Origin of the sequence: Kangiella profundi (assembly GCF_002838765.1) — a bacterium.
GTDB classification, from domain to species: Bacteria; Pseudomonadota; Gammaproteobacteria; order Enterobacterales; family Kangiellaceae; genus Kangiella; species Kangiella profundi.
Map to the genome: position 1 here is coordinate 1902769 of NZ_CP025120.1, position 24881 is coordinate 1927649.

Genomic DNA, 24881 nt, shown 5'->3' on the forward strand with positions numbered 1-24881 from the left:
AATTTACCCTGTTACCTGTTCACCGGTTTTGCCAAAGCGTCTTTGTCTTTGTGCATAGTCAGCTAATGCTAACTTTAAGTGTTCACTATCAAAATCAGGCCACAGAGCATCACTGAAGTAGAGCTCGGAATAGGCAGCCTGCCATAATAAAAAGTTGCTGATTCGCTTTTCACCACCGGTTCTTATAAGCAAATCAGGTTCCGGGGCGTCACCTGTCGCCAATAACTTGCTCAAGTTTTCTTCGGTGACCTCTTGACCGCTGTTCAATAGCTTCTGAACAGCCTGCAATATATCCCAACGACCACCATAGTTCGCGGCAATATTAAGAACCAACCCGTCATTGTCAGCAGTCAGAGCTTCGGCCTTATCAATCGCTTTCTGCAACCCTTTATCAAAACCGTCCTTGTCGCCAATAACTTTCAGCTGGACATTATTTTTATTCAGTTTTTTTGATTCGTTCTTAAGACTGGTTGCAAATAAATCCATCAGAAAACTGACTTCTTCAGGTGGGCGGTTCCAATTTTCACTACTAAAAGCAAATAGCGTGAGGTACTTAACCCCTAACTCACCACAGGCTTCAGCCATTTCGCGTGCCCTTTCCATGCCAGCTTTATGGCCAAATACGCGTTTTTTGCCACGTGCCTGTGCCCAGCGTCCATTACCATCCATTATAATGGCAATATGCTGGGGAAGCTTATCGGTTGTAGCTTTTTGCTTATCTGACACCCTGTTCAACCCTAAATTTCAAAGACTTAAATACAAGAACGCCGCGAAGCATAAGCCCACGGCGTTCATGAAATAGCATTGTGGAAATTAAATCTCCATCAATTCTTTTTCTTTCTCCGCCAAAATATCATCAATACGCGCTACCTTGGCGTCTGTCAACTTCTGGATAAGGTCCTCTGCACGACGCAATTCGTCCTCAGAGATTTCCTTTTCTTTTTCTAATTCTTTCAATGAGTTATTCGCATCACGACGAATATTGCGAACAGCAACTTTAGCGTTTTCAGCTTCGCCTTTAACCACTTTAATAAACTCTTTACGACGCTCTTCTGTCAGTGGTGGAAGCGTGATGCGAAGTACCTGCCCTGCTACACTTGGCGTTAAGCCTAAATCTGATTTCAGAATCGCTTTTTCAGTAGCTTCAATGGCACCCTTATCAAAGATTTGCAATAACAGAGTACGACCTTCCTGCACACTGATGCTGGCGACCTGATTGATCGGTGTATCAACACCATAATATGGCACCATAATGTGCTCAAGCAAACTAGGGTGGGCACGACCGGTACGAACCTTTGCCAAGTCACTCTTAAAAGAGTCAATGGTCTTATCCATACGCTGGTCAGCGTCTTTTTGAATGTCGTTAATCACAGAATATTCTCCTATTTTGCTTGTTTCTTATTAGCAAGGGCTATTATGCCCAAATTCGGGCTGGGATCAACGGCCGGTTAGTTCTCCGGACGTATGGTTCTATCAGGGATGAATCAATGTCCCTTCATTATGACCAAAAACTGCTTTTTCTAAAGCGCCGGCTTTAGTCATATCAAATACACGAATATTTTTATTATGGTCACGAGCTAGACAGAATGCGGTTAAATCCATAACAGCGAGCTCTTTATCAAGAGCTTCTTTATAGCTTAACTGTTCATATCGAACAGCATTCTTATCTTTAGCTGGGTCTGCGGAATAAACTCCATCAACCTTGGTCGCTTTCAAGATTAAATCAGCATCAATCTCAATACCGCGCAAACAGGCAGCTGTATCTGTAGTAAAGAATGGGTTGCCTGTACCGGCACAGAAGATGACAACACGGCCTTTCTCAAGAGCATTGATAGCTCCGCGACGTGAAAAGCCTTGGCAAACCCCATCGATAGGCATTGCCGATAAAACTTTCGCTGGCTGTCCAACACGCTCAAAAGCATCTTGCAGAGCCAGCGAATTCATTACAGTAGCCAGCATGCCCATGTGATCACCTGTCACACGGTTCATGCCAGCTTCGGATAGCTTCTGGCCACGGTAAATATTACCGCCTCCCAGAACTACGCCAACTTGGATACCCTGCTCACTCAACCCTTTAATTTCTTTTGCCATACGCTCCAGAATCGAAGGGTCGATTCCAAACGCCTCCTGCCCCATCAGTGCTTCACCACTTAATTTTAACAAGATTCGTTTGTAAGCCGGGTTTGTCATGCGCGGTTCCTCTTTAACTATCGCGTCTATCGAGAATGGTTACCTTAAGCTAAGCCTAGCTTACTTTTTGCCCATTTGAGCGGCAACTTCAGAAGCAAAATCTTCTGATTTCTTCTCGATACCTTCACCCACTTCGAAACGAGTGAATGAAACAACTTCAGCGCCTTTAGATTTTACTAAAGCACCAACAGTTGTTGATGGATCTTTAACGAAGTTTTGACCTTCAAGAGTGATTTCACCAACGAATTTCTTGATACGGCCAACCATCATTTTCTCAACGATCTCTTCAGGTTTGCCTTCCATATCAGGTTGAGCTTTGATGATTTCTTTCTCTTTTTCAATAACTTCTGGAGCAACGTCATCAGCTTTGTTGAACTGAGGGTTACTTGCTGCAACGTGCATAGCCACGTCTTTAGCTAAGTCTTCGTCACCACCGTTTACAGAAACCAATACGCCGATACGACCACCGTGGATATAAGCACCCAGGTTGTCGCCTTCAACTTTAGTTACACGACGAACAGTGATGTTTTCACCAATTTTAGCAACCAGGTTAGCGCGAGCTTCTTCAACAGTTTCGCCTGATTCCATTGCAGTGCTGTTTAGAGTCTCGATATCGCCGATACCTTTTTCTAGTGCTAAATCAGTAACCGCGTTAGCAAACTTCAAGAAGTTTTCATCACGAGCAACGAAGTCAGTTTCTGAGTTGATTTCAACCAACACACCAACACCGCCGTTTGATTTCGCCATGATAACGCCTTCAGCAGCGATACGGCCTGCTTTTTTAGCCGCTTTCGCCTGACCTGATTTACGCATGTTATCAATCGCTAACTCGATGTCGCCGTCAGCTTCAACTAGAGCTTTTTTACACTCCATCATGCCAGCGCCAGTGCGCTCACGTAATTCTTTAACTAATGCTGCAGTAATAGCCATGATTTCTCTCCGCATATCTTTCGTTGCTTAAATCCTGCAACGAATATCAGTAAATAATTCAAAAAAGGGGGCATCGCCCCCTTAGAAAAGCATTGTCAGCCCGTTGATTAAGCTTCTTCAGCCTCAACAAACTCGTCGCTTTGATCGGCAGTAGTCGCGCTGCTTTGTTTGCCGTCAAGAACCGCATCAGCAACCGCTGCGCAGTATAGACGAATGGCACGAATCGCATCATCGTTACCAGGAATGATGTAATCAACGCCTTTAGGGCTTGAGTTGGTATCAACAACAGAAACAACTGGGATACCCATTTTGTTAGCTTCTGCGATAGCAATGTTTTCGTGGTCAGCGTCGATCACGAACAATACGTCAGGCAAACCGCCCATGTTCTTGATACCACCGATTGAAGCTTCTAATTTTTCCATCTCACGACGACGCATCAAAGCTTCTTTCTTAGTCAAACGCTCGAAAGTACCGTCTTCAGACTGTTTTTCTAAGTCTTTCAAACGGTTAATAGAGCCACGAATAGTTTTGTAGTTAGTCAACATACCGCCCAACCAGCGCTTATCAACGAAGAACTGACCACAACGAGTCGCTTCTTCTTTTACGATATCGCTAGCTGCACGCTTAGTGCCAACAAACAGAATTTTACCTTTGTTAGAAGCAATTTTACCCAGGTAATTCAACGCATCGTTGAACATAGGTACTGTTTCTTCAAGGTTGATGATGTGGATCTTGTTACGCGCACCAAAGATATATGGACGCATTTGAGGGTTCCAGAAACGGGTTTTGTGACCAAAATGCACGCCCGCCTGTAGCATGTCACGCATACTAACTTTAGACATAATAAATTCTCCGAATTTCGGGTTAAGCCTCCGCAAATCCCATTTCCCGACCCAGACCAGCTATTTCTGGCTGAGCACCCCGGCAAATGTGCCGATTTGCGTGTGTAGTTTAAGTTTAGTGACTAGAAATCCATCAAAAATAGACGCACTTGCCAGCCACGGCGCGCTTTATACCATTTTTAAGGGTTTGAAGCAATTAATATTGTCGCTTTTGGCTTATCTTCTTAATTGGCCTTGCATAAGAATTAGAAGGGCTTATGGGCCTTGATTAGCTTGAAACGCCTTTCGTAAATACATGCTTGGTGACTAAACCTGTCTGAGGCATTTTGAGAACATGCATGAGTTACGCCAAACAGGTTTGTATTAATATACACCTATTTGAACTTTGACGTTGATTCCTGACATAGCCTTTCAAATCGACTAAAGTAAGGTACTGCAATTAACTTAAAGGAATACATATCATGAAATACAAGGCACTTTTAATCGGCTCTTTGCTTCTTCCTGCCCTAGCTCTTGCAAAAGGTTTGGAAGTAGAACCAGGATTGTGGGAAACCACTATGACTCGAACTGACCCATTCAGTGGTCAGGAAACCACTGACACTCAAAAAGAATGCATCAAGGAAAGGTATTTTGACCCTGAGGAGCTGACTAAGGACATGCAAGGCTGCCAGTTGACTGAAAATGCATTAAGTGGCAACAAACTCACATTTGGTATGCGCTGTGAGGATGCTGGCATGACTTCTTCTATAGACGGTGAATATGAAGTTAATGGCGACAAAGGTAACGGTAAAATGGAACTGGCACTAAGTGGAATGGGGCAGGAAATGACAATGAGCATGCATTGGAAGTCAAAACGTCTAGGCGACTGCCCTGAAACTGAGTAATGCACTAGAATAGAAAAGTATAGTAAATCCTGGGGTAGCCATGACGCCCCTAAAAATTACTTTAGAATTAAAGTCGCATGATGGAACCCGTCTTATGAATAAATGAAAAGAACAACACATGAACAAACACGAATATAGATTAACTTGGCTTTTTTTACTTTATGGGGTTATTGCAGTTGCCGTACTGACTTTTGGGTTACCCCATATCATGGAGCGATTTGCTGAAACAAACACTGCACTTTACTCAAAAGAGGTGTTAAGCCCGTTCCAGCTTATACTCCTATCAGCCATAATTTCTCATGCGCTTATCGTTTTTTTTGCAGGTGTTTATTCATTCATACAAAAAACAACCCAACACAATTTAAGTCTTATAGCTGCAATAAGCCTGCTAATCACGTTCCCTATTGGAACAGCTATCGGTATTTATTATTTATGGTATCGTTCAAAGAGCCATCAATTAAGTAACAGGCCACAATATAATCTCTAAGAAGGAAAAAAAATGATGACGCTTACTGATGCACAACAAAACATGCGACGTTCATACTACGGCGGTGCGCCAGGTGTGGTGTCTTCTGGTTTGATTTGGCTAATAGCTGGAGCGGTCACAGTTTATAGCACACCTAAATACGGAATTGCTGCGTTGATTATTGGCGGCATGTTTATTTTCCCGCTCTCCATCCTGATTTGTAAGCTTTTCGGTGCTTCTGGCAAACACGATAAAAATAATCCCTTGGGACCATTAGCGATGGAAGGTACTTTCTGGATGTTACTGTCGATACCGATTGCGTTTGCGGCATCGTTATATAAAGTTGAGTGGTTCTTCCCTGCTATGTTGTTAGTCATTGGTGGCCGTTACTTGACCTTTTCTACGCTTTACGGCATGAAAGTCTTTTGGTTTCTAGGTGGCGTGTTAATTGCTGCAGCTTTCGGACTGTATTACCTCAACCCTCCTGTTATGTTCGGAGCATTTGCTGGCGGCGCAATTGAGCTTGTATTCGGTAGCCTTATTTTTGCATCCTACAAACAGGAATTTGTGACATCTTCAAGCTGATTTGATATACCTGTAAATACTCAACACATAACTTAATAAGAGAACACTATGGATAACAAACAACCAGATCAGAATGATCAAAAGAAAGAACCGCAAACTTACGTTGGTGCCTTTATGGCTGTTGGGGTCGGTGTTGGCGCAGCATTAGGTGTAGCCTTAGACAATATTGCACTTGGCATTCCGATTGGCATTGCAATTGGTCTTGTTGTTGGTCTTGCCATAGATAAGAAGAAAAAAGGTTAAATGTTCTTATTGTCATATACTTAAGTTTAATTTTCTAAGGAGACTAGGATGTACGTAGATGGATTTGTAGCAGCAGTACCGGAGGCCAATCGACTGGCCTACAAGGAGCATGCTGAATACGCAGGTAACATTTTTAAAGAATATGGCGCGTTGAAAATTGTTGAGTGTTGGGCGGATGATGTTCCTGAAGGCAAAATCACTTCGTTTCCAATGGCGGTCAAATGCAAGGATGATGAAAGAGTTATTTTTTCTTGGGTTACCTGGCCTTCGAAAGAAGTTCGAGATAAAGGCTGGGAAGCTATAATGAAAGACCCGCGCCTCGACCCTGAAAAAAGCCCAATGCCATTTGATGGCAAAAGAATGATCTACGGTGGGTTTGATGTATTGCTGGAGCTGTAGAATCTGAAGATAAGTCTCGGCCTCTCTATACTTGACACACCGCAGAAACCGCCAATATTAACTGGCGGTTTTTACTATCCAGTTTCCCTTGTTTCCTACAATTCGTTAGAATAGAGCGCAAATTACGAGTTACCGTTTCAGCTTTCACTAACCCCTTGAATAGTAAGGCTTTGTGAGAGCATCATTTGGGCAGAAGATGACGATTACTATTAAAACTCCTGAAGAAATTGAAAAAATGCGCGTTGCCGGGCGTCTGGCAGCGGAAGTACTGGAAATGATCGGTGAGCACGTCAAGAAAGGCGTGACTACCGAAGAACTCAATGACATCTGTCATGAGCATATCGTTAAGGTGCAGGGCTGTTACCCTGCGCCCCTATACTACGGTGGCTCACCCTACCCTGTTACTTTAGATGAAAACGGCCAGCCAACGGCTCCTGTGCGCAATGGTGGTTTCCCTAAATCAGTCTGTACTTCGGTTAATGATGTGGTCTGCCACGGTATTCCGAGTAAGAAACCTCTGCGTAATGGCGATATCGTCAATATTGACGTGACCGTGATTAAAGATGGCTACCACGGCGATACCAGCAAGATGTTCGTAGTTGGCGAGCCTACGCCGCAGGCAAAAAAATTAATCGACACCACCCAGGAAGCTCTTTATCTGGCTATTGACATGGTCAAGCCTGGCGTAAAACTGGGCGATATAGGTGCAGCGATTCAGAAGTATGCCGAAGGAAAAGGCTATTCTATCGTGCGAGAATATTGCGGACACGGCATTGGCGCTACCTTCCATGAAGAACCACAGGTCACGCATTACGGCCGTCCTGGTACCGGCGTTGAGCTAAAAGAAGGCATGACCTTCACCATTGAGCCAATGGTAAATGCTGGCAAACGATTCGTTAAACACCATAAAAAAGATGGCTGGACAGTAATGACCAAAGACAAGTCATTGTCAGCGCAATGGGAACATACTTTATTGGTTACTGCTGACGGAGTTGAGGTATTAACTCGCCGTAGCGAAGAGCCTTTCAAATAAATCGTGGCCAGTCCTGATAAATACAATTACCTACCGAAAGCAGCAGAGCTATTTAAAGGAAGCGATGCCAGCGATCCAGTAGCACGCCTTAAAAGCTATAAAGGCTACTTACAGGCTGGTCTTGATGCGCTGGTTAGGCAATTCCAGAAAGGCACCAGTATTAACCAGCTTTTGAAAGCTCGCAGTGCTCTGCTCGATCACATCCTGATTTCCAGTTGGCAACAGTTTCAGGTCAATGGCCATTCGGCTTTAGTTGCGGTAGGTGGCTATGGTCGAGAAGAATTACAGCCCTACTCGGATCTCGACATCCTGGTTCTATTAAGCGAAGACTCTAATTCTGAACACACTCAGGAACTGGAGTCATGGCTTGCGTTTCTATGGGATATTGGCCTGGAAGTGGGTCACAGTGTTAGAACGGTCAGCCAATGCGAAGAGCTTGCACGTACCGATATCTCAGTAGCAACCAATTTGATTGAATCACGATTCCTGTGCGGTGAAAATAATCTGTTCAAAGATTTGCTAAGAGTCGTTAAATCAGACACTTTCTGGCCCTCGGAGCAATTTTTCAGAGCCAAGGTCAGCGAGCAGCGTGCTCGCCATGCTAAGTTCAAGGACACTTCCTTTAACCTTGAGCCGAATATCAAATCTAATCCGGGTGGACTGCGTGATTTACAGGTGATGCAGTGGATTACGCTCAAACATTTTAAAACTAGCAGTTTGCATGACCTGATTGCACATGGCATTTTCACTCGTCGCGAATATAAAAGTCTGATTAATCACCAGCAGTACTTAAACCGTGTTCGATTTGCATTACACGTACTGTGTGACAAGCGGGAAGATCGGCTTTTATTTGAGCATCAGAAAAAAGTCGCAGAGTGGCTTGGTTACGAAGATGATGACCATAAGCTTGCGGTTGAGCATATGATGCAGCGTTATTATCGCGCTGTTATGTCGATTCGAAATTTGAACGAACTATTCATTCAGGTTTTTGAACAGGAACACTTGCGCCCAGACGAGCGTCAGAAAGTCATTGATCTTGATGATGATTTTTATATCTACAAAGGTCGCATTGGGGCCAACGATCCCGACCTGTTTTATAAGAAGCCTCACTGCCTGATCAAAATTTTCCGTCATATTTCACTGCATCCTGAGATTCATGAAATCGAAGCTCGTACGTTGCGGATCATTCGCTCCAGTCAGCAAATCGTTAATGAGCAATATCGTAACGATCCGATAAACATCAGCTTCTTCAAAGAGTTTTTATCAACCAAGCAATTAACCAGTCGTGGTTTTGCTTTAATGAAGCGCACCAATATTCTTGGCTCCCTGATTCCTCTTTTTGCCAAGATTGAAGGACAGATGCAGTTTGATCTGTTTCATGCCTACACGGTTGATGAGCACACTTTATTTCTACTTCGCCACATTATTCGCTACAACAAGCCAGAGTTTCAGCAGGAATTTCCTCTGTGCAGTAAGATTATGAAAACCTTGGTCGATCCTACACCGCTTTATCTGGCCGCCATTTTTCATGATATTGGCAAAGGTCGAGGTGGCGATCACTCTGAACTTGGGGCCATTGATGCGCTCGAATACACACAAAGTATCGGCCTTGAGCCTCATATCTGCGAACTGGTGTCATGGCTGGTCAAAAACCATCTAATTATGTCACTGGTTGCTCAACGCAAAGATATTAGCGATCCGAACATTATCGAAACCTTTGCCAAGCAGATACCATCCATTCTGCATCTTGAATTGCTTTATGTATTAACGGTTTCCGATATTCGTGCAACCAACCCAACACTATGGAACTCTTGGAAAGAGTCATTGCTGAAAGAATTGTTTTTAGCCACCAAGCAGTATCTGACTCAATCCACACCTCGCGCCAACCAAAGCGAAATGGTACAGGATACTCGCCAGCAGGTGCTGGAACAGTTTGGTAAGGTTGGCGACTCCATTGAGCCAATTCGAGAGTTGCTTGAAGAGCTTGGTGATGAATATTTGTTGCGTTACCACCCTGAGCAAATTATCTGGCAAACCGAACAGTTGATGTCGCAACCTGAACTTCCTTACGTTGCAATTAAGAATCACCGTTCACAGGCTGGCACCGAAGTATTTATCGCGATTGAGGATCAACGAGACCTGTTTGCCGCAATTACCGCCCTACTTAGTCAGAATCACCTGAATATTCAAGCTGCAACCTTATACACGTCGCCCAAGGGGTTATGCCTGGATACTTTCATTGTGCTTGATGAGCAAGGTCATCCTCTTTCTTATGAGCGACGTATTCAGGAAATTCGAGACAATCTAATTGATGGTCTGTCCGATCTCGAACACCGTAAACTCGACGTTACTCGCGCTGTTCCAAGCCGCCTGAAACATTTCAATGTCAAAACTCGTATAGCTTTTAGTTATGACGAAAAATCCAATTTGACCACATTGGAAATTACCGCTTTGGATCGCCCTGCACTTTTGGCAAAATTGGGGCAGGCCTTTATGGACTGCGAGTTAAAAGTCCACTCGGCCAAGATTGTGACCCTCGGTGAACGAGTTGAAGATACCTTTACCTTGAGTCGTCGTAATAATCAGCCTCTAAAAGATAAGGCTGAACTCAAACAAGTTAAGCAAAAAATATTAGAAGCCATTGCCGGCTAATTGATTAAAACCTTCAGATTGTAAAAGAGAAATCCTATGTCATTACAAACTACTATTGAACAAGCTTTTGAAAATCGCGATCAATTATCGCCAGCTTCAGCACCACATGAAATTAAAGATGCAGTAGGCGAAGCACTAAACCTGCTCGACTCAGGTAAAGCTCGAGTTGCTGAAAAGATTGACGGCGACTGGGTTGTTCATCAATGGCTAAAAAAAGCTGTACTCCTATCATTTCGTTTGAATGACAATAAAGTGATTGATACTGGTCTTGCTCAGTTCTATGACAAGGTTCCGATGAAATATCAGAATATGACTGAAGAAGAATTCAAGGCCGGCGGTACGCGAGTTGTTCCGCATGCCATTGCACGTCATGGCTCTTTTATTGCTAAAAATGTTGTCTTGATGCCAAGCTATACTAACATTGGTGCTTACATCGATGAAGGCGCCATGATTGACACCTGGGCGACAGTAGGTTCTTGCGCGCAAATTGGTAAAAACGTACACCTTTCCGGAGGCGCTGGCATCGGTGGTGTCTTAGAGCCATTGCAAGCTGGGCCTACCATTATTGAAGATAACTGCTTTATCGGCGCACGCTCTGAAGTTGTCGAAGGCGTTATTGTTGAAGAAGGCTCTGTACTTTCTATGGGCGTTTTCCTGGGTCAAAGTACAAAAATCTATAACCGCCTGACCGATGAAGTAACTTACGGTCGCGTTCCAGCTGGCTCTGTTGTTGTACCGGGCAGCCTACCGTCAGATTGTGGAAAATATAATCTGAATTGCGCGGTTATCGTGAAGCAAGTTGATGCCAAAACTCGAGCTAAAACCAGCATCAATGACCTTTTACGCATGGATAAATTTTAAGGGGCCAGCTTATGAGTCAGACAATCAAAATCTATGGCATCCCAAATTGTGATACTGTGCGTAAGGCGGTTAAATGGCTTGAAGCTAACGATATTAACCATGAGTTTATCGACTATCGTAAGAATCCTTTACCGAGGAAAGAAATTGAGAGCTGGGATAAGGCCATTGGTTGGGAGACTTTTTTGAATAAGAGAAGTACCGCTTGGAAACCTCTTGAGCAGCCAGTGAAAGATAATATCGATCGTGACTCAGCTCTGGAGCTAATGCTGGATAAAGTTACTCTTATCAAGCGTCCTGTTCTGGTCTTAAAAGATGGTAACAAACTTGATGTTCATCTGGGTTTTAAACCCGAACAATATCAAGCGATTTTCAACTAAAGAGATTGTCTTATGAGCGAAACGCTGACACTCAGTAAAGATCTTATCAATCGACCTTCGGTGACTCCGGAAGATGCTGGTTGTCAGCAAATGATGATGCAATATCTTGAAGCTCTCGATTTCAATAATGAAATTATGAACTTTGAAGATACCAGTAACTTCTGGTCATTACGACAGGGCAAAACAGAAGGCCCAGTTTTTGTTTTCGCTGGTCACACCGATGTAGTTCCTGCTGGACCATTAGAAAACTGGCACACTCCTCCCTTTAAAGCCACAGAAAAGGAAGGCTATCTGTATGGGCGTGGTGCTTCTGATATGAAATCCAGTTTGGCTGCCATGCTGGTTGCAACTAAACGTTTCGTTAAGGATTACCCAGAACACAATGGTTCGATTGGTTTTCTGATTACCAGTGACGAAGAAGGCCCTTTTATTAATGGCACGGTTCGAGTGATTGAAGAACTGATGAAGCGCAATCAACCGCTTGATTATTGCGTGGTGGGTGAACCGTCCAGCAGCGAACAGTTTGGTGATGTCATAAAGAACGGGCGGCGTGGCTCATTAACTGGATTCTTAACCATCAAGGGCACGCAAGGTCATGTGGCCTATCCCCATCTGGCAGATAATGCTATTCATAAGTCGCTTAAGGCACTGGATGAGTTGGCACATACCGAGTGGGATCAGGGTAACGAATTCTTCCCAGCAACCAGTTTCCAGATTGCCATTATAAAAGCCGGTACTGCTGGTAATGTGATTCCAGGCGAAAAATACGTCGAATTTAATTTCCGCTATTCTACAGAAACCACTCACCAAGAATTGCAACAGAAAGTCACTGCTCTTCTGGATAAATACAACCTTGAGTACGACCTTACCTGGAAACTCAATGGCGAACCTTTTTTGACTGACCATGGCCATTTACTAACAGCAGCCCGTAATGCTATCAGGGCAGTTTGCCAAATCAACACCGCACCACTTACAACTGGTGGCACTTCTGATGGCCGCTTTATCGCCAAAACCGGTGCAGAAATTGTAGAAATTGGTCCGGTCAATAAAACCATTCATCAAATCAACGAGTGCGTTAAGATTGAAGACCTCGATAAACTCACTGAAGTCTATTATCAAATTCTGGTAGAGTTATTGGCAACGCCAAAGACTTTATAATCAACAAAACCAAGGTTCTTTATGCACTCTTCTATGATGACAGCAGAACAGATTATCGGTCTGAATCAGGATCATCTGCTGCATATCGCTGACAACAGTGAATTGCTGGGCCAAAAGTTTCAATGTCATCACGAAGCCTTAGTGCCTATTGCAAAGCTCATTCGACGTTCCGAACAGGATGGCATTCCTATGCGTATCATTAGCAGCTATCGCTCGTTCGAACATCAGCTAACTATCTGGAATAAAAAATATTATCAGGAAGTAACACTGAATCTGCGCGACGGTTCCACTGTCAACTCTCAGGATCTTGATGGGCAGGAAAGAGTCAACGCCATACTTCACTATTCAGCATTACCTGGAGCCAGCCGACACCATTGGGGAACTGACTTTGATGTGTTTGACGCAAGTGCCATTGACATGGGACATGACGTCGAACTTACTGAACAGGAGTTTGCTAAGCAAGGGCCATGCGCGAGTCTCAACGATTGGCTCGAAGACCATTTAAGTGAGTACCAGTTTTTCAAACCTTACGCACAGGATATTGGCGGTGTAGCCTGCGAGCCTTGGCATATCAGTTATCAGCCGATTGCTGATAAAGCACTGGAAGAATTTCCCCTAGAGCTTTTAAGACAGACATTAGAACAATCTGACATAGGTGGAAAACAGTTCATTATGCCCAAGCTTGATGCTCTGGTGCGTAAATATGTTATGAAAATCTGCAAGGCCGAGTAGGTATAGAAAAAACTAACCAAGCGAGGTACAGGATGTTAAAAGCATTAGCGGTAACCTTTATCATTTTTGCCATACTGTTTTCTGGCATCATAGCTCTGAAACGCTCAGCCAGTCACTGGAAGGTTCCGAAAGGTGTTAAACCACAGCCATACGATAATGACCGCCAGGAAAATGATGACAAAAAGAATGAGGATGATTCAAGCAATGACGACCAAAAAGAAACACCTCAGTTAACTGATCAATCCAAAACATCAAACAACGAACAGAATACTGAAACAAAATACAAAGAATAAACCTCAGTCAACTCGCTTAACTTAATGGGGGCGTTAAGCAATGCAACAACAGTTACGACCTATTGCTTTATTTTTCGGGCCGGCACTCGCTGCTCTGGTTTACTTTTTAATGAGTAGCTCTGGCTTTACCCATCCAGCTTCAATTACTGCAGCAATTGCTTCACTCTGCGCAATCTGGTGGATTTTTGAGCCTATCCCCATTCCGGCAACGTCCTTAATCCCTATCGCTGCCTTTCCCGCATTCGATGTCCTCAGTGCCAAACAGGTTGCTGAAGCCTATGGACATTGGCTCATTCTGTTATTGATGGGTGGTTTTATCTTATCAACGGCTCTGGAAAAGAGCGGAACTCATAAAAGGCTTGCGCTGGGCATGATCCGATTAGTAGGCTCACATTCGGAAAAACGGATTGTGTTTGGCTTTATGGTTGCCAGCGCTGCTTTAAGCATGTGGATTTCAAACACCGCCACCACATTAATGCTACTACCCGTTGCAATGGCCATCATCCAGTGTGGGCCTGACAATGAGAACACCCGAAAATTTGCCATAGCCCTGTTACTCGGTCTTGGTTATGCCGCCAATATTGGCGGTGTTGGAACTCCGATTGGCACACCACCGAATCTGCTATTTATGAACTTCTACGCGCAAGCGACCGGGGAAGTCATCAGCTTTATCGACTGGATGATGTGGGCTCTGCCCATTGTAATTTTGTTTGTGCCTCTTATGTGGTTATGGCTAACTCGTAAACTAAAGGCACATCAGAGCTATGATCTGCCACCAGTAGGTAAGTGGCGTCCCGAAGAAAAGCGTACCATGGCAGTGTTTACAGTGGTCGCCCTACTTTGGATTTTACGGACCGGCCCATTTGGTGGTTGGAGCGAATTGCTTGGGCTTGAACACGCAAACGATGCCTCAGTTGCTCTGCTTGGGGTTATAGCCATGTTTATGATCCCTAATGGAAAAGGCTGCAAGCTTCTGGACTGGGAGACAGCCAACAGGATTCCGTGGGGAGTGCTGTTACTATTTGCTGGTGGAATTGCCATCGCATCCGCGTTTACTGCATCAGGACTGAGCGAAATTATAGGTAACTCAATGGGCTTCCTGACGAATTTACCGCCTCTTTTATTGATAGTCTCAATTTGCCTGATCGTTACCTTTATTACCGAGCTGACCAGCAACACAGCAACTGCAGCATTACTGATGCCGATACTGGCCGCAGCAGGCGTTGCAGCGGATATGGACCCTGCAATCCTGATGTTCCCAGCAGCAATTAGCGCCAGTTGTGCCTTTATGCTGCCCGTTGCCACAGGCCCCAATGCTGTAATATTTTCCAGCAACAAACTCAGTGTCGAACTGATGGTTAGAAATGGTTTTATTTTGAATCTGATTGGCGCAGGGATCATTACCCTTGTGGTTTATTTCCTGGTCGGTCATTAGTCATTCACAAAAAAAAAACGGACTTGCAGTCCGTTTTTTTTATGCGCGCCTTGCAACTACTTCTCTAAAAACTTTTTGAAAATAGCCTTGGCCTCGTCACTTTTCAATAACTCAGAAAAACTTCTGGCTTCTCGCTCAATGGCCTGTCCTACCATGCTAGCATTTGAACGAATGAGTTGGCGACTGACCTGTAATGCATGTGCTGGTTTTCTTGCCAGTTTTTCAGCTTTTTCCTGCGCAAACTGCCAATAGTTCTCTGCTTCGACAATATCGTTAATAACACCTAATTCTTTTGCTTTTGCAGCATCAAACGGTTCGGCGAGTAATAGTAACTCCGCTGCTCTGACATAACCAATTTGACGTGGCAACAAATAACTGGAACCAGCTTCAGGACACAGACCTAGGTCAACAAAAGGTAAACTGAAATACGTCTGTTCAGTGGCATAGACCAAATCACAATGCAGTAAGAAAGTGGTGCCAATGCCAACTGCGGGTCCAGAAACTGCAGCTACAATAGGTTTGTTAAAACTGTAAAGTTCTTTTAGAAACGACAATACCGGACTGCCGCTATCGAGGACCGGTTGTTCAAGGAAGTCCGCAATGTCATTACCAGCACAGAAACAATCCTTAGCCCCTTTAAATAGCACTACATGGATATCTGAATTGGACTTTGCTTCAGCAAACTCTTTAGTTAATGCCGTATACATATCTGACGTTAAGGCGTTCTTTTTATCGGTTCTGCTCAACTCGATATGCAATACTTTATTTTCAATATGGCTTGATACAAATTCTGACATTCTATCCTTCCTGTTGATTCCAGATGGCATTATTAAGTGACTCCAGTTTCTTCAAGTGCGCCTCAGCTTCTTGTTCGCTGGCTTTTATGACTTTCAGTGGCTGTCGGTTGCTGGAAATACGTCGAATGGTTGTTTCTGTGGCTTGTTGATTTGCTGCGCTCTGACGTCCCAAGGTTAGGCTAGTTTGACCGCCGGTCATTCTCAAATAAACATCGGCCAGAATTTCAGAATCCAGCAATGCGCCGTGTAGCTCACGATGACTATTATCAATATCATAGCGCTTACACAGAGCATCCAGGCTGTTTCGCTGGCCCGGATGCATTTGTCTAGCTAAAACCAACGTATCCAGCACCGTACAATAATCGGAAAGTTTCCCTTTGCTGCTATCAAGCAAATTTAGCTCATGATCCAAAAAACCGACGTCAAAGGGAGCGTTGTGAATAACCAGCTCAGCGCCTTCGATAAACTCGAGAAACTCATCAACAACATCAACAAACCTTGGTTTATCAGCCAGGAATTCGTTAGTGATGCCATGAACCTCAATGGCGCCTTCATCAATCTCTCGATCAGGCTGTAGATATTGATGATAGTGATTACCAGTAAATTTTCGGTTAACAAGTTCGACACAACCAATCTCAATAATTCGATGGCCATCTGAGGGTTCAAGACCCGTTGTTTCTGTATCTAATACGATCTGTCTCATATCGGTAATTTTCTCGATTATACGCCTGCTGTTCGCAGTACTTTTTCGACGCCTTTATTGGCCAGCTCATCGGCAATTTCATTTTCTGCATGACCACTGTGCCCTTTGACCCAGTGCCAGCTGACCTGATGTCGTGCCACCTGCTGATCCAGTTCCTGCCATAAATCCTGATTCTTGACCGGCTTTTTGTTAGCAGTCTTCCAACCTTTGGCTTTCCAGTTTTCCAGCCACTGGTTAATACCATTTTTGACATAGACCGAGTCGGTAGTCAGTTCAACCTGACATTTACCTTTTAAAGCCTTCAAAGCCTCAATTGCAGCCATCAGCTCCATTCGATTATTGGTCGTATTTAACTCACCACCAAACAGATGCTTCTCATGCTTACCATAGCGCAACAGGGCGCCCCATCCGCCAGGGCCGGGATTGCCCTTACAGGCACCGTCTGTATAAATTTCTACTTTTTTCACAAATTCGTTCTTCTAGTTGTTTACTTGATCAAGTTGTTTCGTTGATATGTTTGCCAATTTGCCAGCCATTGCTACCGACAGATTTTCTTCCAGCGGCCTGATAGGTGTCATTGTAGAGACCTTTTTCTGCACCTTTACCATATAAGCTATCGGTGCGGACATCCAGGCCTTACTCATCTGGCTTTTGCGTTGGAAACTTTTAAAGCCTCTCCACCATGGGCAGCCAATGGTTTCGACTTCTATTGTTTTAAAACCCAGCAAATTGAACCAATCCGTATAACGACTCAGTGTATATCGATGAAGCGGCAAGTTACGTCGCTTATGTGCCAGTCGCAATCTACCCTGCCAGTACCAAGGATTATCCGGAGCGTAAATTAGAGCATATAAATACCCTTGGGGAGCCAGGCTGCGATGTATCTCCCCAAGTAAAACGCTTGGATTTTCGGTGTACTCAAGCGCATGACTGATAACCACACTTTGCAGGGAGTCAGTCATAAACGGCAATTGTTCTGGGTCAGCCTCGACACAATGTTCAAGGCTTTTGCCCAGTCTAATTTCCTGCTCAAAGACATTATCAGGAAGACTTAGGCATTGAGTCAGACTGTCAAGGGTTAACAAATAACCGCCATGATATTCTTCCAGATGACTTTGTAACCACTCCTGCCAGATGTAACGAATCCGATTACCAGCAGGTAATTCTGGCCAACTGAGTTCAGACAGTTTTATCGTCATAGTTATTTCATCTTTAATGAGGACTGGACAAGGCAAGTTGCCAGTCACTGGTCGGTTATGTACATTAGAGGTCATGCTAACCCGACAAATGGACTCAAGCAAGCCAGTGCGTATTATTCCTTTGAAAGCCTTCAGTGATAACTATATCTGGGTGATATTTTCTCCCGATGGTAAACAGGTATCAGTCGTTGACCCTGGAGATAGCCACCCAGTTATAGAGTTTCTTGAAGAGAACGACCTCAAACTCAACAGTATTCTCATCACTCACTATCATAATGACCATATTGGCGGTGTTCAAAAACTTAAAGACCGCTATCACTGCCATGTATATGCCTCTACACATGATAATTTAAGCTTTACCGATACGGAGCTTGATGAAGGCGACCATATCAGCTTGTTTGGTGATGCGTATCAGTTTTCCATCCTTCGTCTACCCGGCCATACCATGGGGCATATCGGCTACTATGGACAAAATCTTGATGGTCAGAACCTGATATTTTGTGGCGATACTCTATTTAGAGCAGGTTGTGGCCGAATGTTTGAGGGAACTCCCGAGATTTTTTACCACACTCTTCAGAAACTGGCGAAGCTTCCTGCCAATACTCTGGTTTACTGTACCCATGAATATACTTTGGCCAATATTGCATTCGCCAAAACCGTGGAGCCAAACAACACTGAGCTGTTAAATCTTGAAGAAAAGTGCGTGCAATTAAGGGAAAAGAATCTGGAAACCTTGCCGTCTACCATTGAAAGTGAACTGAATACCAACCCCTTTTTACGTTGCTCGCAAGCGACTGTGATACAGGCCGCAGAAAAGGCAACCCTTAAAAGTCTCTCTGATCCTGTGGAAACTTTTGCTACAATCAGACAACTAAAAGATAATTTTTAATAAATATAAATGCCTATGAAGCGCTTGCTATTGATAAGTTGTTTGGGTTTAACAGCCTGTAGTACCCTTGTAAAACAAGAAGATACAGTCAATGACCCTCGTTTTAATAATCCTCAAACGGCCGAGGATGGAAGTCCGTTGCCCGCTCCTGAGCTGGATAACGACAATCCATTAATACTGTCAGATTCAGAGGTTCCACCTTTTGTTCCCAACTTATGGGAACACCTGGCCGGCGAACAAAGTTTTGCCAATGTCCAGCACCCACGAATTGATGCCTTTAGAGAACAATACCTTAAGAGCCCGCATCTGCTGCTGAAGCGCGCAGATAAAGCTGCGCCGTACCTCTACTACATCATTACCGAGCTTGAAAACCGAAATATGCCGGTCGAGCTAGCTTTTACCCCTATGGTAGAAAGCAATTTCGATCCTCTGGCACACTCGGTCGTTCAGGCTGCTGGAATGTGGCAGTTTATGCCTAAAACGGCGAAGGGCTTTGGTATCACAATCGATGAATGGTACGACGGCCGCCGTGACATTGTAGCCTCTACCCATGCCGCACTAGATTACTATCAGTACCTAAACAAAATGTTTGATGGCGACTGGTTACTGACTGTTGCCGCCTACAACGTAGGCCCGGGTAATGTGATGAAAGCCATACGTGCCAATAAGCGCCAAGGCAAGCCAACCGACTACTGGTCTCTTAAACTACCAAAAGAAACCATGCGCCATATACCAAAGTGGTTGGCATTGTCGGATATTTTCCTGAATGCACCTAAATATCAGGTAGATTTACCCTTAATCGATAATCAGCCGGCCTTTGTAGAGGTAGAAGTTGATGCTCCTGCAAACTTAATGGAGCTGGCAAAAATTGCACAAATAGACAAAGATACTTTTTATCGTCTGAACCCTGCCTACAACCGTCTATTTGTTCCTGAGCACCATAAAAAGGCAACTATTCTGGTTCCGGTTGAGACGGTCGATCATTTCAATCAGGGACTTTTAGAGATAGATCCCAAACAGTTGATGGCTTCTGTCAGCTACAAGGTCAAATCCGGTGATAACTTGAGCGTCATTGCCAAGAGGCATAATACTTCGGTTAAAACCATCAAGCAGCTGAACGGCCTAAAGTCGGATTTTCTTAAAATCGGTCAAGAATTAAAAATGCCTGGCATTATCAATGCTACTGAGTATGAGAAAAACTTCTTTGCAACATTAAGCAAAAACCAGCAGCGTCGTCGCTACCAGGTATACAACGTCCGCTCCGGTGATAGTCTGTGGACTATTGCCAAAAAGTTTGGCGTTAGCACCCGGCAACTTGCTAACTGGAATGGTATTGCTCAAAACAGCACCATTCGTATCGGGCAGAAGTTAAAAGTATGGCCTCGCGGTTATGCCAACTATGCATCAAACAAAAGCTCATACCAGGTCAAAAGTGGAGATTCGTTATACACCATTGCTCGACGCTTCAACGTCAAGGTCAGTGATTTAACCAAGTGGAATGGCTTAAAAAATGCATCATTAATCAAACCAGGACAGACGCTGACAATTTACAGCAAATAGTTAAGCAGTCTTATAGAAGAGTTATTACAGATTGACTGGTAGATATAAAAAAGGGGCTTACTAGCCCCTTTTTTATTATCCACCGAAACAGTTTCTATTAACTTCTAAATAGAACCTTTTCCTTCTTGAAGAATACCGTTGTCCAGTAAAGCAAACCACCAGCTAATACCGCAGTTGATATCAACAGAATGGTAATCAAACCGTAATCAACCGTACCCTTAATCAAGTCTTTCATTGCCAGTGCAACATTGGTTACCGGAATCATGGCAGTTTTAACATTGAGCTCCATACCCGGAACAAATGCCACAATTACTGGCATAAAGCCAATCATAAAGATAGGCGACATATAGGCCTGAGCCTCTTTCATGTTCTTGGCATAAATTGATGCGCTAAGCATGATGGAGGCAAATATGCTGGTTAACGGCACCAATAAAACTGCAACTAACAACAGATCAAGACTCGAGATATTCGAAAGGAAATCCAGACCTCCCCCGGACTGCTTTCCTGTCAAACTATCAGGATCAGCAGCTACTGATGAGTCCATGGCAAAGAAGCTAAATATCCAAACCCAGAACAGGTAACTGAGCAACGTCACCACCACCGTAAAGAAACTCGCAGTAAAGATAACGCCGAACTTGGCCATTACGATTTGTCCTTTAGACATAGGTGTCAGCAATAATGTCTCCAGCGTTCCACGTTCTTTTTCACCGACGCCTAATTCAAGTGCTGGATACATGGCTCCGGAAACTGCCAATGCAATCAATAAATAGGCAAGCAATGGACCTGCAAACTCACCCGTTTTTTCACGCTGAGAGGCGAAGTTATTTTCTTCAATCAGGATAGGCTTATTAAAGGCTTTAACGTTGTCGGTGGTTAAATTAAAGTTGCGGCCCAACTCCATTCTCTGTGTATTATTAAAAGCATCCACCACATCATCAACCCGCTTACCTAAAATATTATCCAGTCTGGTTGATTCTTTAGAATATACTTTTAAGACTTCCTGCTTTCTTGACTCTGCAGGTAAGCTAACGCCATCGGGAACTTCGAAAATATAATCGACCTTTTTATCCATGATTGCAGTTTTATAATCATCCGATTCAAGTTCGACGTTAATAAAACCTTTCTCCCGAGTAAACAAATCCTCAAAGCCAGGTAGCATCACGCTGTTAACGAATGCCACTTTAATTTCTTTATTCTCTGCTTCTTCGGTTTTGCTTGCGGTAAACTTACCAATTGCAAAAAACAAAACGGGGAAAATAAGCGTTGGTAACAAAATAGAAAATATTAGCGTTTTTTTATCGCGTAGAATTTCCAGTAATTCCTTTTTGTAAACTAACCACATGTTAAGCTACCTCTTTCTTATTATTTACACTGGCAAGGAAAGCATCATACAGTGAGCCTGATGCAGTGCTTGCTGCAAACTCATCTGTAGGCCCAAAGAATTTCGTTTCTCCCAAGTCAATCAGGCAGACTCTATCACAGAGCTTTTCAACTTCATGCAAATGGTGAGTTGAAAAGATAACCGACATTTCACTGCCTTTGTAACTTTGGATAAAATCGAGAACCGTCTTGGCTGAAATCACATCAAGACCTGTGGTTGGCTCATCAAAAACCAACACTTTTGGCTCGTGAATTACCGCCCGAGCAATGGATGCTCTTTGCATCATACCCGTTGAAAGGTCATCCGCACGCTTCCCTGCAAATGAATGCATATCCAGCATCGTAAAAATCTTCTCAATACGCTCATCGATTTGTTGGCGTGAAAGCCCATGCATACGACCAAAATAGGCAACATTTTCACGAACACTCAAACGGTGGTAGAGTCCAGTTTTACCTGATAGGAACCCAATTTGCTTTTGTGCATAGCGAGGCTCTTTGGTCACATCATGCCCGTTAATCAGAATCTGACCTGCAGTTGGCTCCAATGCAGTTGAAAGCATACGTAATGTTGTTGTCTTTCCAGCTCCATTAGGCCCTAACAAACCAAGAACCTCTCCTGCGTTGCAGCTGAAAGACACATTTTTTACAGCGTGGAAAACACCCTCACCCTCTCGAGGGTCACTAACCGTCTTACCTTTCTTCTTTTTTGCTTCCTTTTTATCGTAGGCAAATGTTTTTGCGAGATCTTTAATCTCTATCATCTTGCTCCCCTTTTACTTTAACAGCGTCCTTTGATGGTTCGCTTTTCTTTAAGATAGTCGTAATCTTGTTATACAAAGATTTTCGAATGTAGCTAAGTTTTGGTTTGTTGTCATCTGTAAACTCTACTGGTCTACAAAGTTTCATGGTCTGAATGCCCATGCGAGCTATAAGTAGGCCTACTCCAATACCCTGCGCCACTTTTGTGGAGACAGTTGCAGTTAAACTTTTACCTAACAACTCTGCTCCAGCATCAGCAAGCATATCACTTGCACCAGCCAACATCATGTTAGTCATTACCTGCCTGGTAAGTCCTATTCGTCCCAGTGTTGTTTGCGGGCAGCCATAAATACGGGATACCTCCTGTAGCATTTTACTGCTACGCCAGGCAACTAATGCCATATCCGCTGCTGCTAATGGGCTTAATGCAACCATAATCGCCGACTCAGTTGCATGCTTTGTAATGGTTTCAAGTGCAATCTCATCTAAGCCTTCGAGCACAGTTTGCGAGTAGAGCTGAATGAGTTCCCGGTCATTATGAACCTGTTGTTTTTGGCCAGTATATATTGATATTGGACCTGATAGATCAAGGTGCTGGCCAATTTCGGTATTAACATCATCTATCAACTTCTGGCTCTCACCATAGGTATTTTCAGAAATTAGTTGTGAGAAAGCCTCCTGCTTGTTTTTTCTATTTCTGAGTTTTCTCCTGCTTAACCAGCCTTTTACTAGACCAATTGCCCCACTAACAACTGCAAGTCCAGCAACAACGGTAGCAGCGATACCCAAAACTTTGTTAAAGGAAAAAAGGTTTTGAATAAATAAATAAGATTCATAGACAGCCGCACCAGCAACAAAGGTAAATAGTGCTGGCCAAAATAGTTTTCTAATTCCTTTATTTGATTTTTTATCCAAAAGTTTTGGTTTAATAGTGGTCGATAATGAGCGTCTACCAAGCTGACTTGAATCAGTCAAAGATTTCTCAGCAATTTCATCAAATAGTTTTTCATTAACTTTTTCAACCGATATATCTGCGTTCCTGCTTTTAATTTTTACTGGCTTATCCTTCATCGAAACTTGTCTCCTATCAAAAACTGCAAGACTTTATCCATCCGGATATGCGGAAGAATACTGCTTGTTAAATTGCCTGGAATCGCAAAATCAACAAAGTCATACTGTTGCTCCTGCCATGCATCCTTTGATAATGCTTGCGATGAAAGCTTACCGGGATAATTGATAATTTCTTCGCCTGATGAAAGCTCTACCCCTTTTACACACATCAGTTTTTGTCCCTGATGTTCAGCCATTACTGCCTCAGTGACTTTTATTGCACTAATCGCTAAGGTTTCCAGCTCAATACCTTCGTATTGAATATCGTTTCGAGAGTCTTGCAGCATTTTCTGGAGGAATGATTCCAAATCCCTATGCTGCTCTGGCGGTACATGATCAGCTTTGGTTGCTGCAATAAGTAGTTTGTCGATAGAAGGACTGAACATTCTTTTAAGCCAGTTTGAGTGACCATAGTGGAAACTCTTTAATAGCTCACTTAATGTAAACTGCATATTACGGTAATTTTGATAACCGTTATTCAGAACTTCAAGACAATCAACCAATAAAATCTGACGATCAACTTTTTCAAAATACTCTTTGAAGAAAGGCTCAACAATTTGCTTTTTGTAATAGTTAAATCGTTTCTCTAGCGTTCGAATCAAACTCTCTTCTGATAATGAACTCCAGTCAGAACTTAAGATATCAATATCAAGTACTGGGAAAAAGTCTAATACCGGGGCTCCCGAAAGCTCGCCTGGAAGAATAAACCGCCCAGGTTGTAATAAATTATAAGTCTGTTGCTGGCTAAAATGCTGCTTGATAAAGGATTTATATGCAGACGATACTTCGGCCACCTCCTCATCGGGTAGAGGCTTTTGATAAATCATCTGAGCCGATTGCTCTCTCCAACTGCTTTCAAGGACATCACCACTTTGTTCCAGTAGCTCACGACATTGCATAGACCAGTCTTTAAAAGATAGCCTTAAAAGTGGTAAGTCTAATAGCCATTCACCGGGATAGTCGATAATGTCTATTGTTAAATGGCTGTGTTTCTGAAGTTTCTGCAACCATTCATTTTTTATGGTGTATCGAATATCAAGTTGCGCCTGTGATACGCCTGTAGTTGAGGCCGGCCATTTTGGTTGCGCTCCGAAAATAGCGTCTAGAGACTGCTTATATTTAAACTCAGGGATATGAAGCTCATCATAGGAACTAACTTTTGTCGCTAATATGCGCCCTTCTTTGGCAGCACGAAGGAAAGGTAGCTGATCATTGTCCACTATATGCAAGAGCTGATTCATGAAGGAAGTGATAAATGCAGTCTTACCAGCACCGCTTAAACCGGTGACAGCTATCCTGATTCTTTTATCAACTCCGCGCTCTACAAGTTGCTCAGCTTTAGAAAGCAGCCTTTTAATGGAGCTTTTGTCACTCATACATTAACCATATTTAACTTTTAGTCAT

Annotated in this window: 28 protein-coding genes; 15 read left to right on the plus strand and 13 right to left on the minus strand. The window is 43.5% G+C overall.

Going from position 1 to position 24881, the window contains the following annotated elements:
• Window positions 1–3 precede the first annotated feature (3 nt).
• From CW740_RS08905 to rpsB, 5 genes are all read right to left on the minus strand, one after another.
• Window positions 4–726 (minus strand): isoprenyl transferase, encoded by a 723-nt coding sequence (locus CW740_RS08905; protein ID WP_106647176.1) that lies wholly within the window; start codon window positions 724–726, stop codon window positions 4–6.
• An 87-nt stretch (window positions 727–813) separates the two neighbouring features.
• A complete protein-coding gene (frr, locus tag CW740_RS08910) occupies window positions 814–1371 on the minus strand; it encodes a ribosome recycling factor (RefSeq protein WP_106647177.1) in 558 nt (185 codons plus the stop codon).
• Between the two features lie 102 nt (window positions 1372–1473).
• Window positions 1474–2190 carry a UMP kinase gene (gene pyrH / locus CW740_RS08915; RefSeq protein WP_106647178.1) on the minus strand — a complete coding sequence of 239 codons (717 nt, stop codon included), beginning with the start codon at window positions 2188–2190 and terminating at the stop codon, window positions 1474–1476.
• A 60-nt stretch (window positions 2191–2250) separates the two neighbouring features.
• Window positions 2251–3120, minus strand: a complete 870-nt coding sequence (gene tsf, locus CW740_RS08920) for a translation elongation factor Ts (protein ID WP_018624345.1) — start codon at window positions 3118–3120, stop codon at window positions 2251–2253.
• A gap of 107 nt (window positions 3121–3227) precedes the next feature.
• Entirely contained in the window at window positions 3228–3962 is a 735-nt protein-coding gene (gene rpsB, locus CW740_RS08925; protein ID WP_106647179.1) for a 30S ribosomal protein S2, read from the minus strand.
• A 461-nt stretch (window positions 3963–4423) separates the two neighbouring features.
• Between rpsB and CW740_RS08930 the strand changes: the two genes are divergently transcribed.
• From CW740_RS08930 to CW740_RS08990, 13 genes are all read left to right on the plus strand, one after another.
• Window positions 4424–4846 carry a DUF3617 domain-containing protein gene (locus CW740_RS08930; RefSeq protein WP_106647180.1) on the plus strand — a complete coding sequence of 141 codons (423 nt, stop codon included), beginning with the start codon at window positions 4424–4426 and terminating at the stop codon, window positions 4844–4846.
• Between the two features lie 118 nt (window positions 4847–4964).
• The gene (locus tag CW740_RS08935; protein ID WP_106647181.1) at window positions 4965–5333 is read left to right on the plus strand and encodes a hypothetical protein; all 369 of its coding nucleotides are present in this window, start codon (window positions 4965–4967) and stop codon (window positions 5331–5333) included.
• Between the two features lie 12 nt (window positions 5334–5345).
• Window positions 5346–5897, plus strand: a complete 552-nt coding sequence (locus CW740_RS08940; RefSeq protein WP_106647182.1) for a DUF7010 family protein — start codon at window positions 5346–5348, stop codon at window positions 5895–5897.
• 48 nt (window positions 5898–5945) lie between these two features.
• On the plus strand, window positions 5946–6140 hold the full coding sequence (locus CW740_RS08945) for an AtpZ/AtpI family protein (RefSeq protein WP_106647183.1): 195 nt from the start codon (window positions 5946–5948) through the stop codon (window positions 6138–6140).
• 48 nt (window positions 6141–6188) lie between these two features.
• Window positions 6189–6539 (plus strand): DUF1428 domain-containing protein, encoded by a 351-nt coding sequence (locus CW740_RS08950; RefSeq protein ID WP_106647184.1) that lies wholly within the window; start codon window positions 6189–6191, stop codon window positions 6537–6539.
• Window positions 6540–6735: 196 nt separating this feature from the next.
• Window positions 6736–7572 carry a type I methionyl aminopeptidase gene (gene map, locus CW740_RS08955; protein WP_106647185.1) on the plus strand — a complete coding sequence of 279 codons (837 nt, stop codon included), beginning with the start codon at window positions 6736–6738 and terminating at the stop codon, window positions 7570–7572.
• A 3-nt stretch (window positions 7573–7575) separates the two neighbouring features.
• Window positions 7576–10224 carry a [protein-PII] uridylyltransferase gene (gene glnD / locus CW740_RS08960; protein WP_106647186.1) on the plus strand — a complete coding sequence of 883 codons (2649 nt, stop codon included), beginning with the start codon at window positions 7576–7578 and terminating at the stop codon, window positions 10222–10224.
• Between the two features lie 36 nt (window positions 10225–10260).
• Window positions 10261–11085: a 2,3,4,5-tetrahydropyridine-2,6-dicarboxylate N-succinyltransferase gene (gene dapD / locus CW740_RS08965; protein WP_106647187.1), complete on the plus strand. Its 825-nt coding sequence runs from the start codon at window positions 10261–10263 to the stop codon at window positions 11083–11085.
• A gap of 11 nt (window positions 11086–11096) precedes the next feature.
• Window positions 11097–11462, plus strand: coding sequence for a Spx/MgsR family RNA polymerase-binding regulatory protein (locus CW740_RS08970; RefSeq protein WP_106647188.1), 366 nt, complete (start codon window positions 11097–11099; stop codon window positions 11460–11462).
• A gap of 12 nt (window positions 11463–11474) precedes the next feature.
• Window positions 11475–12620, plus strand: coding sequence for a succinyl-diaminopimelate desuccinylase (gene dapE / locus CW740_RS08975; protein ID WP_106647189.1), 1146 nt, complete (start codon window positions 11475–11477; stop codon window positions 12618–12620).
• Window positions 12621–12653: 33 nt separating this feature from the next.
• Entirely contained in the window at window positions 12654–13352 is a 699-nt protein-coding gene (locus tag CW740_RS08980; protein WP_106648121.1) for a M15 family metallopeptidase, read from the plus strand.
• Window positions 13353–13384: 32 nt separating this feature from the next.
• Window positions 13385–13645, plus strand: a complete 261-nt coding sequence (locus tag CW740_RS08985) for a hypothetical protein (RefSeq protein ID WP_106647190.1) — start codon at window positions 13385–13387, stop codon at window positions 13643–13645.
• 40 nt (window positions 13646–13685) lie between these two features.
• Window positions 13686–15080: an SLC13 family permease gene (locus CW740_RS08990; RefSeq protein WP_106647191.1), complete on the plus strand. Its 1395-nt coding sequence runs from the start codon at window positions 13686–13688 to the stop codon at window positions 15078–15080.
• Between the two features lie 56 nt (window positions 15081–15136).
• Here the strand turns inward: CW740_RS08990 and CW740_RS08995 are convergent, their stop codons facing one another.
• From CW740_RS08995 to CW740_RS09010, 4 genes are read right to left on the minus strand one after another with little or no spacing between them, the layout of a single operon-like run.
• On the minus strand, window positions 15137–15877 hold the full coding sequence (locus CW740_RS08995; protein WP_106647192.1) for an enoyl-CoA hydratase: 741 nt from the start codon (window positions 15875–15877) through the stop codon (window positions 15137–15139).
• Between the two features lies 1 nt (window position 15878).
• Window positions 15879–16580 carry a DNA polymerase III subunit epsilon gene (dnaQ, locus tag CW740_RS09000; protein WP_106647193.1) on the minus strand — a complete coding sequence of 234 codons (702 nt, stop codon included), beginning with the start codon at window positions 16578–16580 and terminating at the stop codon, window positions 15879–15881.
• 17 nt (window positions 16581–16597) lie between these two features.
• Window positions 16598–17047 carry a ribonuclease HI gene (rnhA, locus tag CW740_RS09005; protein WP_106647194.1) on the minus strand — a complete coding sequence of 150 codons (450 nt, stop codon included), beginning with the start codon at window positions 17045–17047 and terminating at the stop codon, window positions 16598–16600.
• Between the two features lie 12 nt (window positions 17048–17059).
• Window positions 17060–17779 carry a methyltransferase domain-containing protein gene (locus tag CW740_RS09010; RefSeq protein WP_106648123.1) on the minus strand — a complete coding sequence of 240 codons (720 nt, stop codon included), beginning with the start codon at window positions 17777–17779 and terminating at the stop codon, window positions 17060–17062.
• A 73-nt stretch (window positions 17780–17852) separates the two neighbouring features.
• Between CW740_RS09010 and gloB the strand changes: the two genes are divergently transcribed.
• Together gloB and CW740_RS09020 are read left to right on the plus strand one after the other, a co-directional pair.
• Window positions 17853–18668, plus strand: a complete 816-nt coding sequence (gene gloB, locus CW740_RS09015) for a hydroxyacylglutathione hydrolase (RefSeq protein ID WP_227523832.1) — start codon at window positions 17853–17855, stop codon at window positions 18666–18668.
• A gap of 9 nt (window positions 18669–18677) precedes the next feature.
• On the plus strand, window positions 18678–20228 hold the full coding sequence (locus tag CW740_RS09020; RefSeq protein ID WP_188459679.1) for a lytic transglycosylase: 1551 nt from the start codon (window positions 18678–18680) through the stop codon (window positions 20226–20228).
• Window positions 20229–20325: 97 nt separating this feature from the next.
• Here the strand turns inward: CW740_RS09020 and CW740_RS09025 are convergent, their stop codons facing one another.
• The 4 genes from CW740_RS09025 to CW740_RS09040 are packed head-to-tail and all read right to left on the minus strand — an operon-like array spanning window position 20326 to window position 24853.
• On the minus strand, window positions 20326–21570 hold the full coding sequence (locus CW740_RS09025) for an ABC transporter permease (RefSeq protein ID WP_106647196.1): 1245 nt from the start codon (window positions 21568–21570) through the stop codon (window positions 20326–20328).
• A gap of 1 nt (window position 21571) precedes the next feature.
• On the minus strand, window positions 21572–22369 hold the full coding sequence (locus CW740_RS09030) for an ABC transporter ATP-binding protein (RefSeq protein ID WP_018624323.1): 798 nt from the start codon (window positions 22367–22369) through the stop codon (window positions 21572–21574).
• Window positions 22356–23438, minus strand: coding sequence for a YcjF family protein (locus CW740_RS09035; RefSeq protein WP_106647197.1), 1083 nt, complete (start codon window positions 23436–23438; stop codon window positions 22356–22358). The genes CW740_RS09030 and CW740_RS09035 overlap by 14 nt, the downstream gene beginning before the upstream one ends.
• A complete protein-coding gene (locus tag CW740_RS09040; protein WP_106647198.1) occupies window positions 23435–24853 on the minus strand; it encodes a YcjX family GTP-binding protein in 1419 nt (472 codons plus the stop codon). The genes CW740_RS09035 and CW740_RS09040 overlap by 4 nt, the downstream gene beginning before the upstream one ends.
• Window positions 24854–24881 lie beyond the last annotated feature (28 nt).

Bases quoted from the DNA above. Each gene is read 5' to 3' on its own strand.
- pyrH (WP_106647178.1), bottom strand. From the start codon at position 2,190: ATGACAAACCCGGCTTACAAACGAATCTTGTTAAAATTAAGTGGTGAA.
- tsf (WP_018624345.1), bottom strand. From the start codon at position 3,120: ATGGCTATTACTGCAGCATTAGTTAAAGAATTACGTGAGCGCACTGGC.
- rpsB (WP_106647179.1), bottom strand. From the start codon at position 3,962: ATGTCTAAAGTTAGTATGCGTGACATGCTACAGGCGGGCGTGCATTTT.
- CW740_RS08930 (WP_106647180.1), top strand. From the start codon at position 4,424: ATGAAATACAAGGCACTTTTAATCGGCTCTTTGCTTCTTCCTGCCCTA.
- CW740_RS08935 (WP_106647181.1), top strand. From the start codon at position 4,965: ATGAACAAACACGAATATAGATTAACTTGGCTTTTTTTACTTTATGGG.
- CW740_RS08940 (WP_106647182.1), top strand. From the start codon at position 5,346: ATGATGACGCTTACTGATGCACAACAAAACATGCGACGTTCATACTAC.
- CW740_RS08945 (WP_106647183.1), top strand. From the start codon at position 5,946: ATGGATAACAAACAACCAGATCAGAATGATCAAAAGAAAGAACCGCAA.
- CW740_RS08950 (WP_106647184.1), top strand. From the start codon at position 6,189: ATGTACGTAGATGGATTTGTAGCAGCAGTACCGGAGGCCAATCGACTG.
- map (WP_106647185.1), top strand. From the start codon at position 6,736: ATGACGATTACTATTAAAACTCCTGAAGAAATTGAAAAAATGCGCGTT.
- dapD (WP_106647187.1), top strand. From the start codon at position 10,261: ATGTCATTACAAACTACTATTGAACAAGCTTTTGAAAATCGCGATCAA.
- CW740_RS08970 (WP_106647188.1), top strand. From the start codon at position 11,097: ATGAGTCAGACAATCAAAATCTATGGCATCCCAAATTGTGATACTGTG.
- dapE (WP_106647189.1), top strand. From the start codon at position 11,475: ATGAGCGAAACGCTGACACTCAGTAAAGATCTTATCAATCGACCTTCG.
- CW740_RS08980 (WP_106648121.1), top strand. From the start codon at position 12,654: ATGATGACAGCAGAACAGATTATCGGTCTGAATCAGGATCATCTGCTG.
- CW740_RS08985 (WP_106647190.1), top strand. From the start codon at position 13,385: ATGTTAAAAGCATTAGCGGTAACCTTTATCATTTTTGCCATACTGTTT.
- CW740_RS08990 (WP_106647191.1), top strand. From the start codon at position 13,686: ATGCAACAACAGTTACGACCTATTGCTTTATTTTTCGGGCCGGCACTC.
- CW740_RS08995 (WP_106647192.1), bottom strand. From the start codon at position 15,877: ATGTCAGAATTTGTATCAAGCCATATTGAAAATAAAGTATTGCATATC.
- dnaQ (WP_106647193.1), bottom strand. From the start codon at position 16,580: ATGAGACAGATCGTATTAGATACAGAAACAACGGGTCTTGAACCCTCA.
- CW740_RS09010 (WP_106648123.1), bottom strand. From the start codon at position 17,779: ATGACGATAAAACTGTCTGAACTCAGTTGGCCAGAATTACCTGCTGGT.
- gloB (WP_227523832.1), top strand. From the start codon at position 17,853: ATGCTAACCCGACAAATGGACTCAAGCAAGCCAGTGCGTATTATTCCT.
- CW740_RS09020 (WP_188459679.1), top strand. From the start codon at position 18,678: ATGCCTATGAAGCGCTTGCTATTGATAAGTTGTTTGGGTTTAACAGCC.
- CW740_RS09025 (WP_106647196.1), bottom strand. From the start codon at position 21,570: ATGTGGTTAGTTTACAAAAAGGAATTACTGGAAATTCTACGCGATAAA.
- CW740_RS09030 (WP_018624323.1), bottom strand. From the start codon at position 22,369: ATGATAGAGATTAAAGATCTCGCAAAAACATTTGCCTACGATAAAAAG.
- CW740_RS09035 (WP_106647197.1), bottom strand. From the start codon at position 23,438: ATGAAGGATAAGCCAGTAAAAATTAAAAGCAGGAACGCAGATATATCG.
- CW740_RS09040 (WP_106647198.1), bottom strand. From the start codon at position 24,853: ATGAGTGACAAAAGCTCCATTAAAAGGCTGCTTTCTAAAGCTGAGCAA.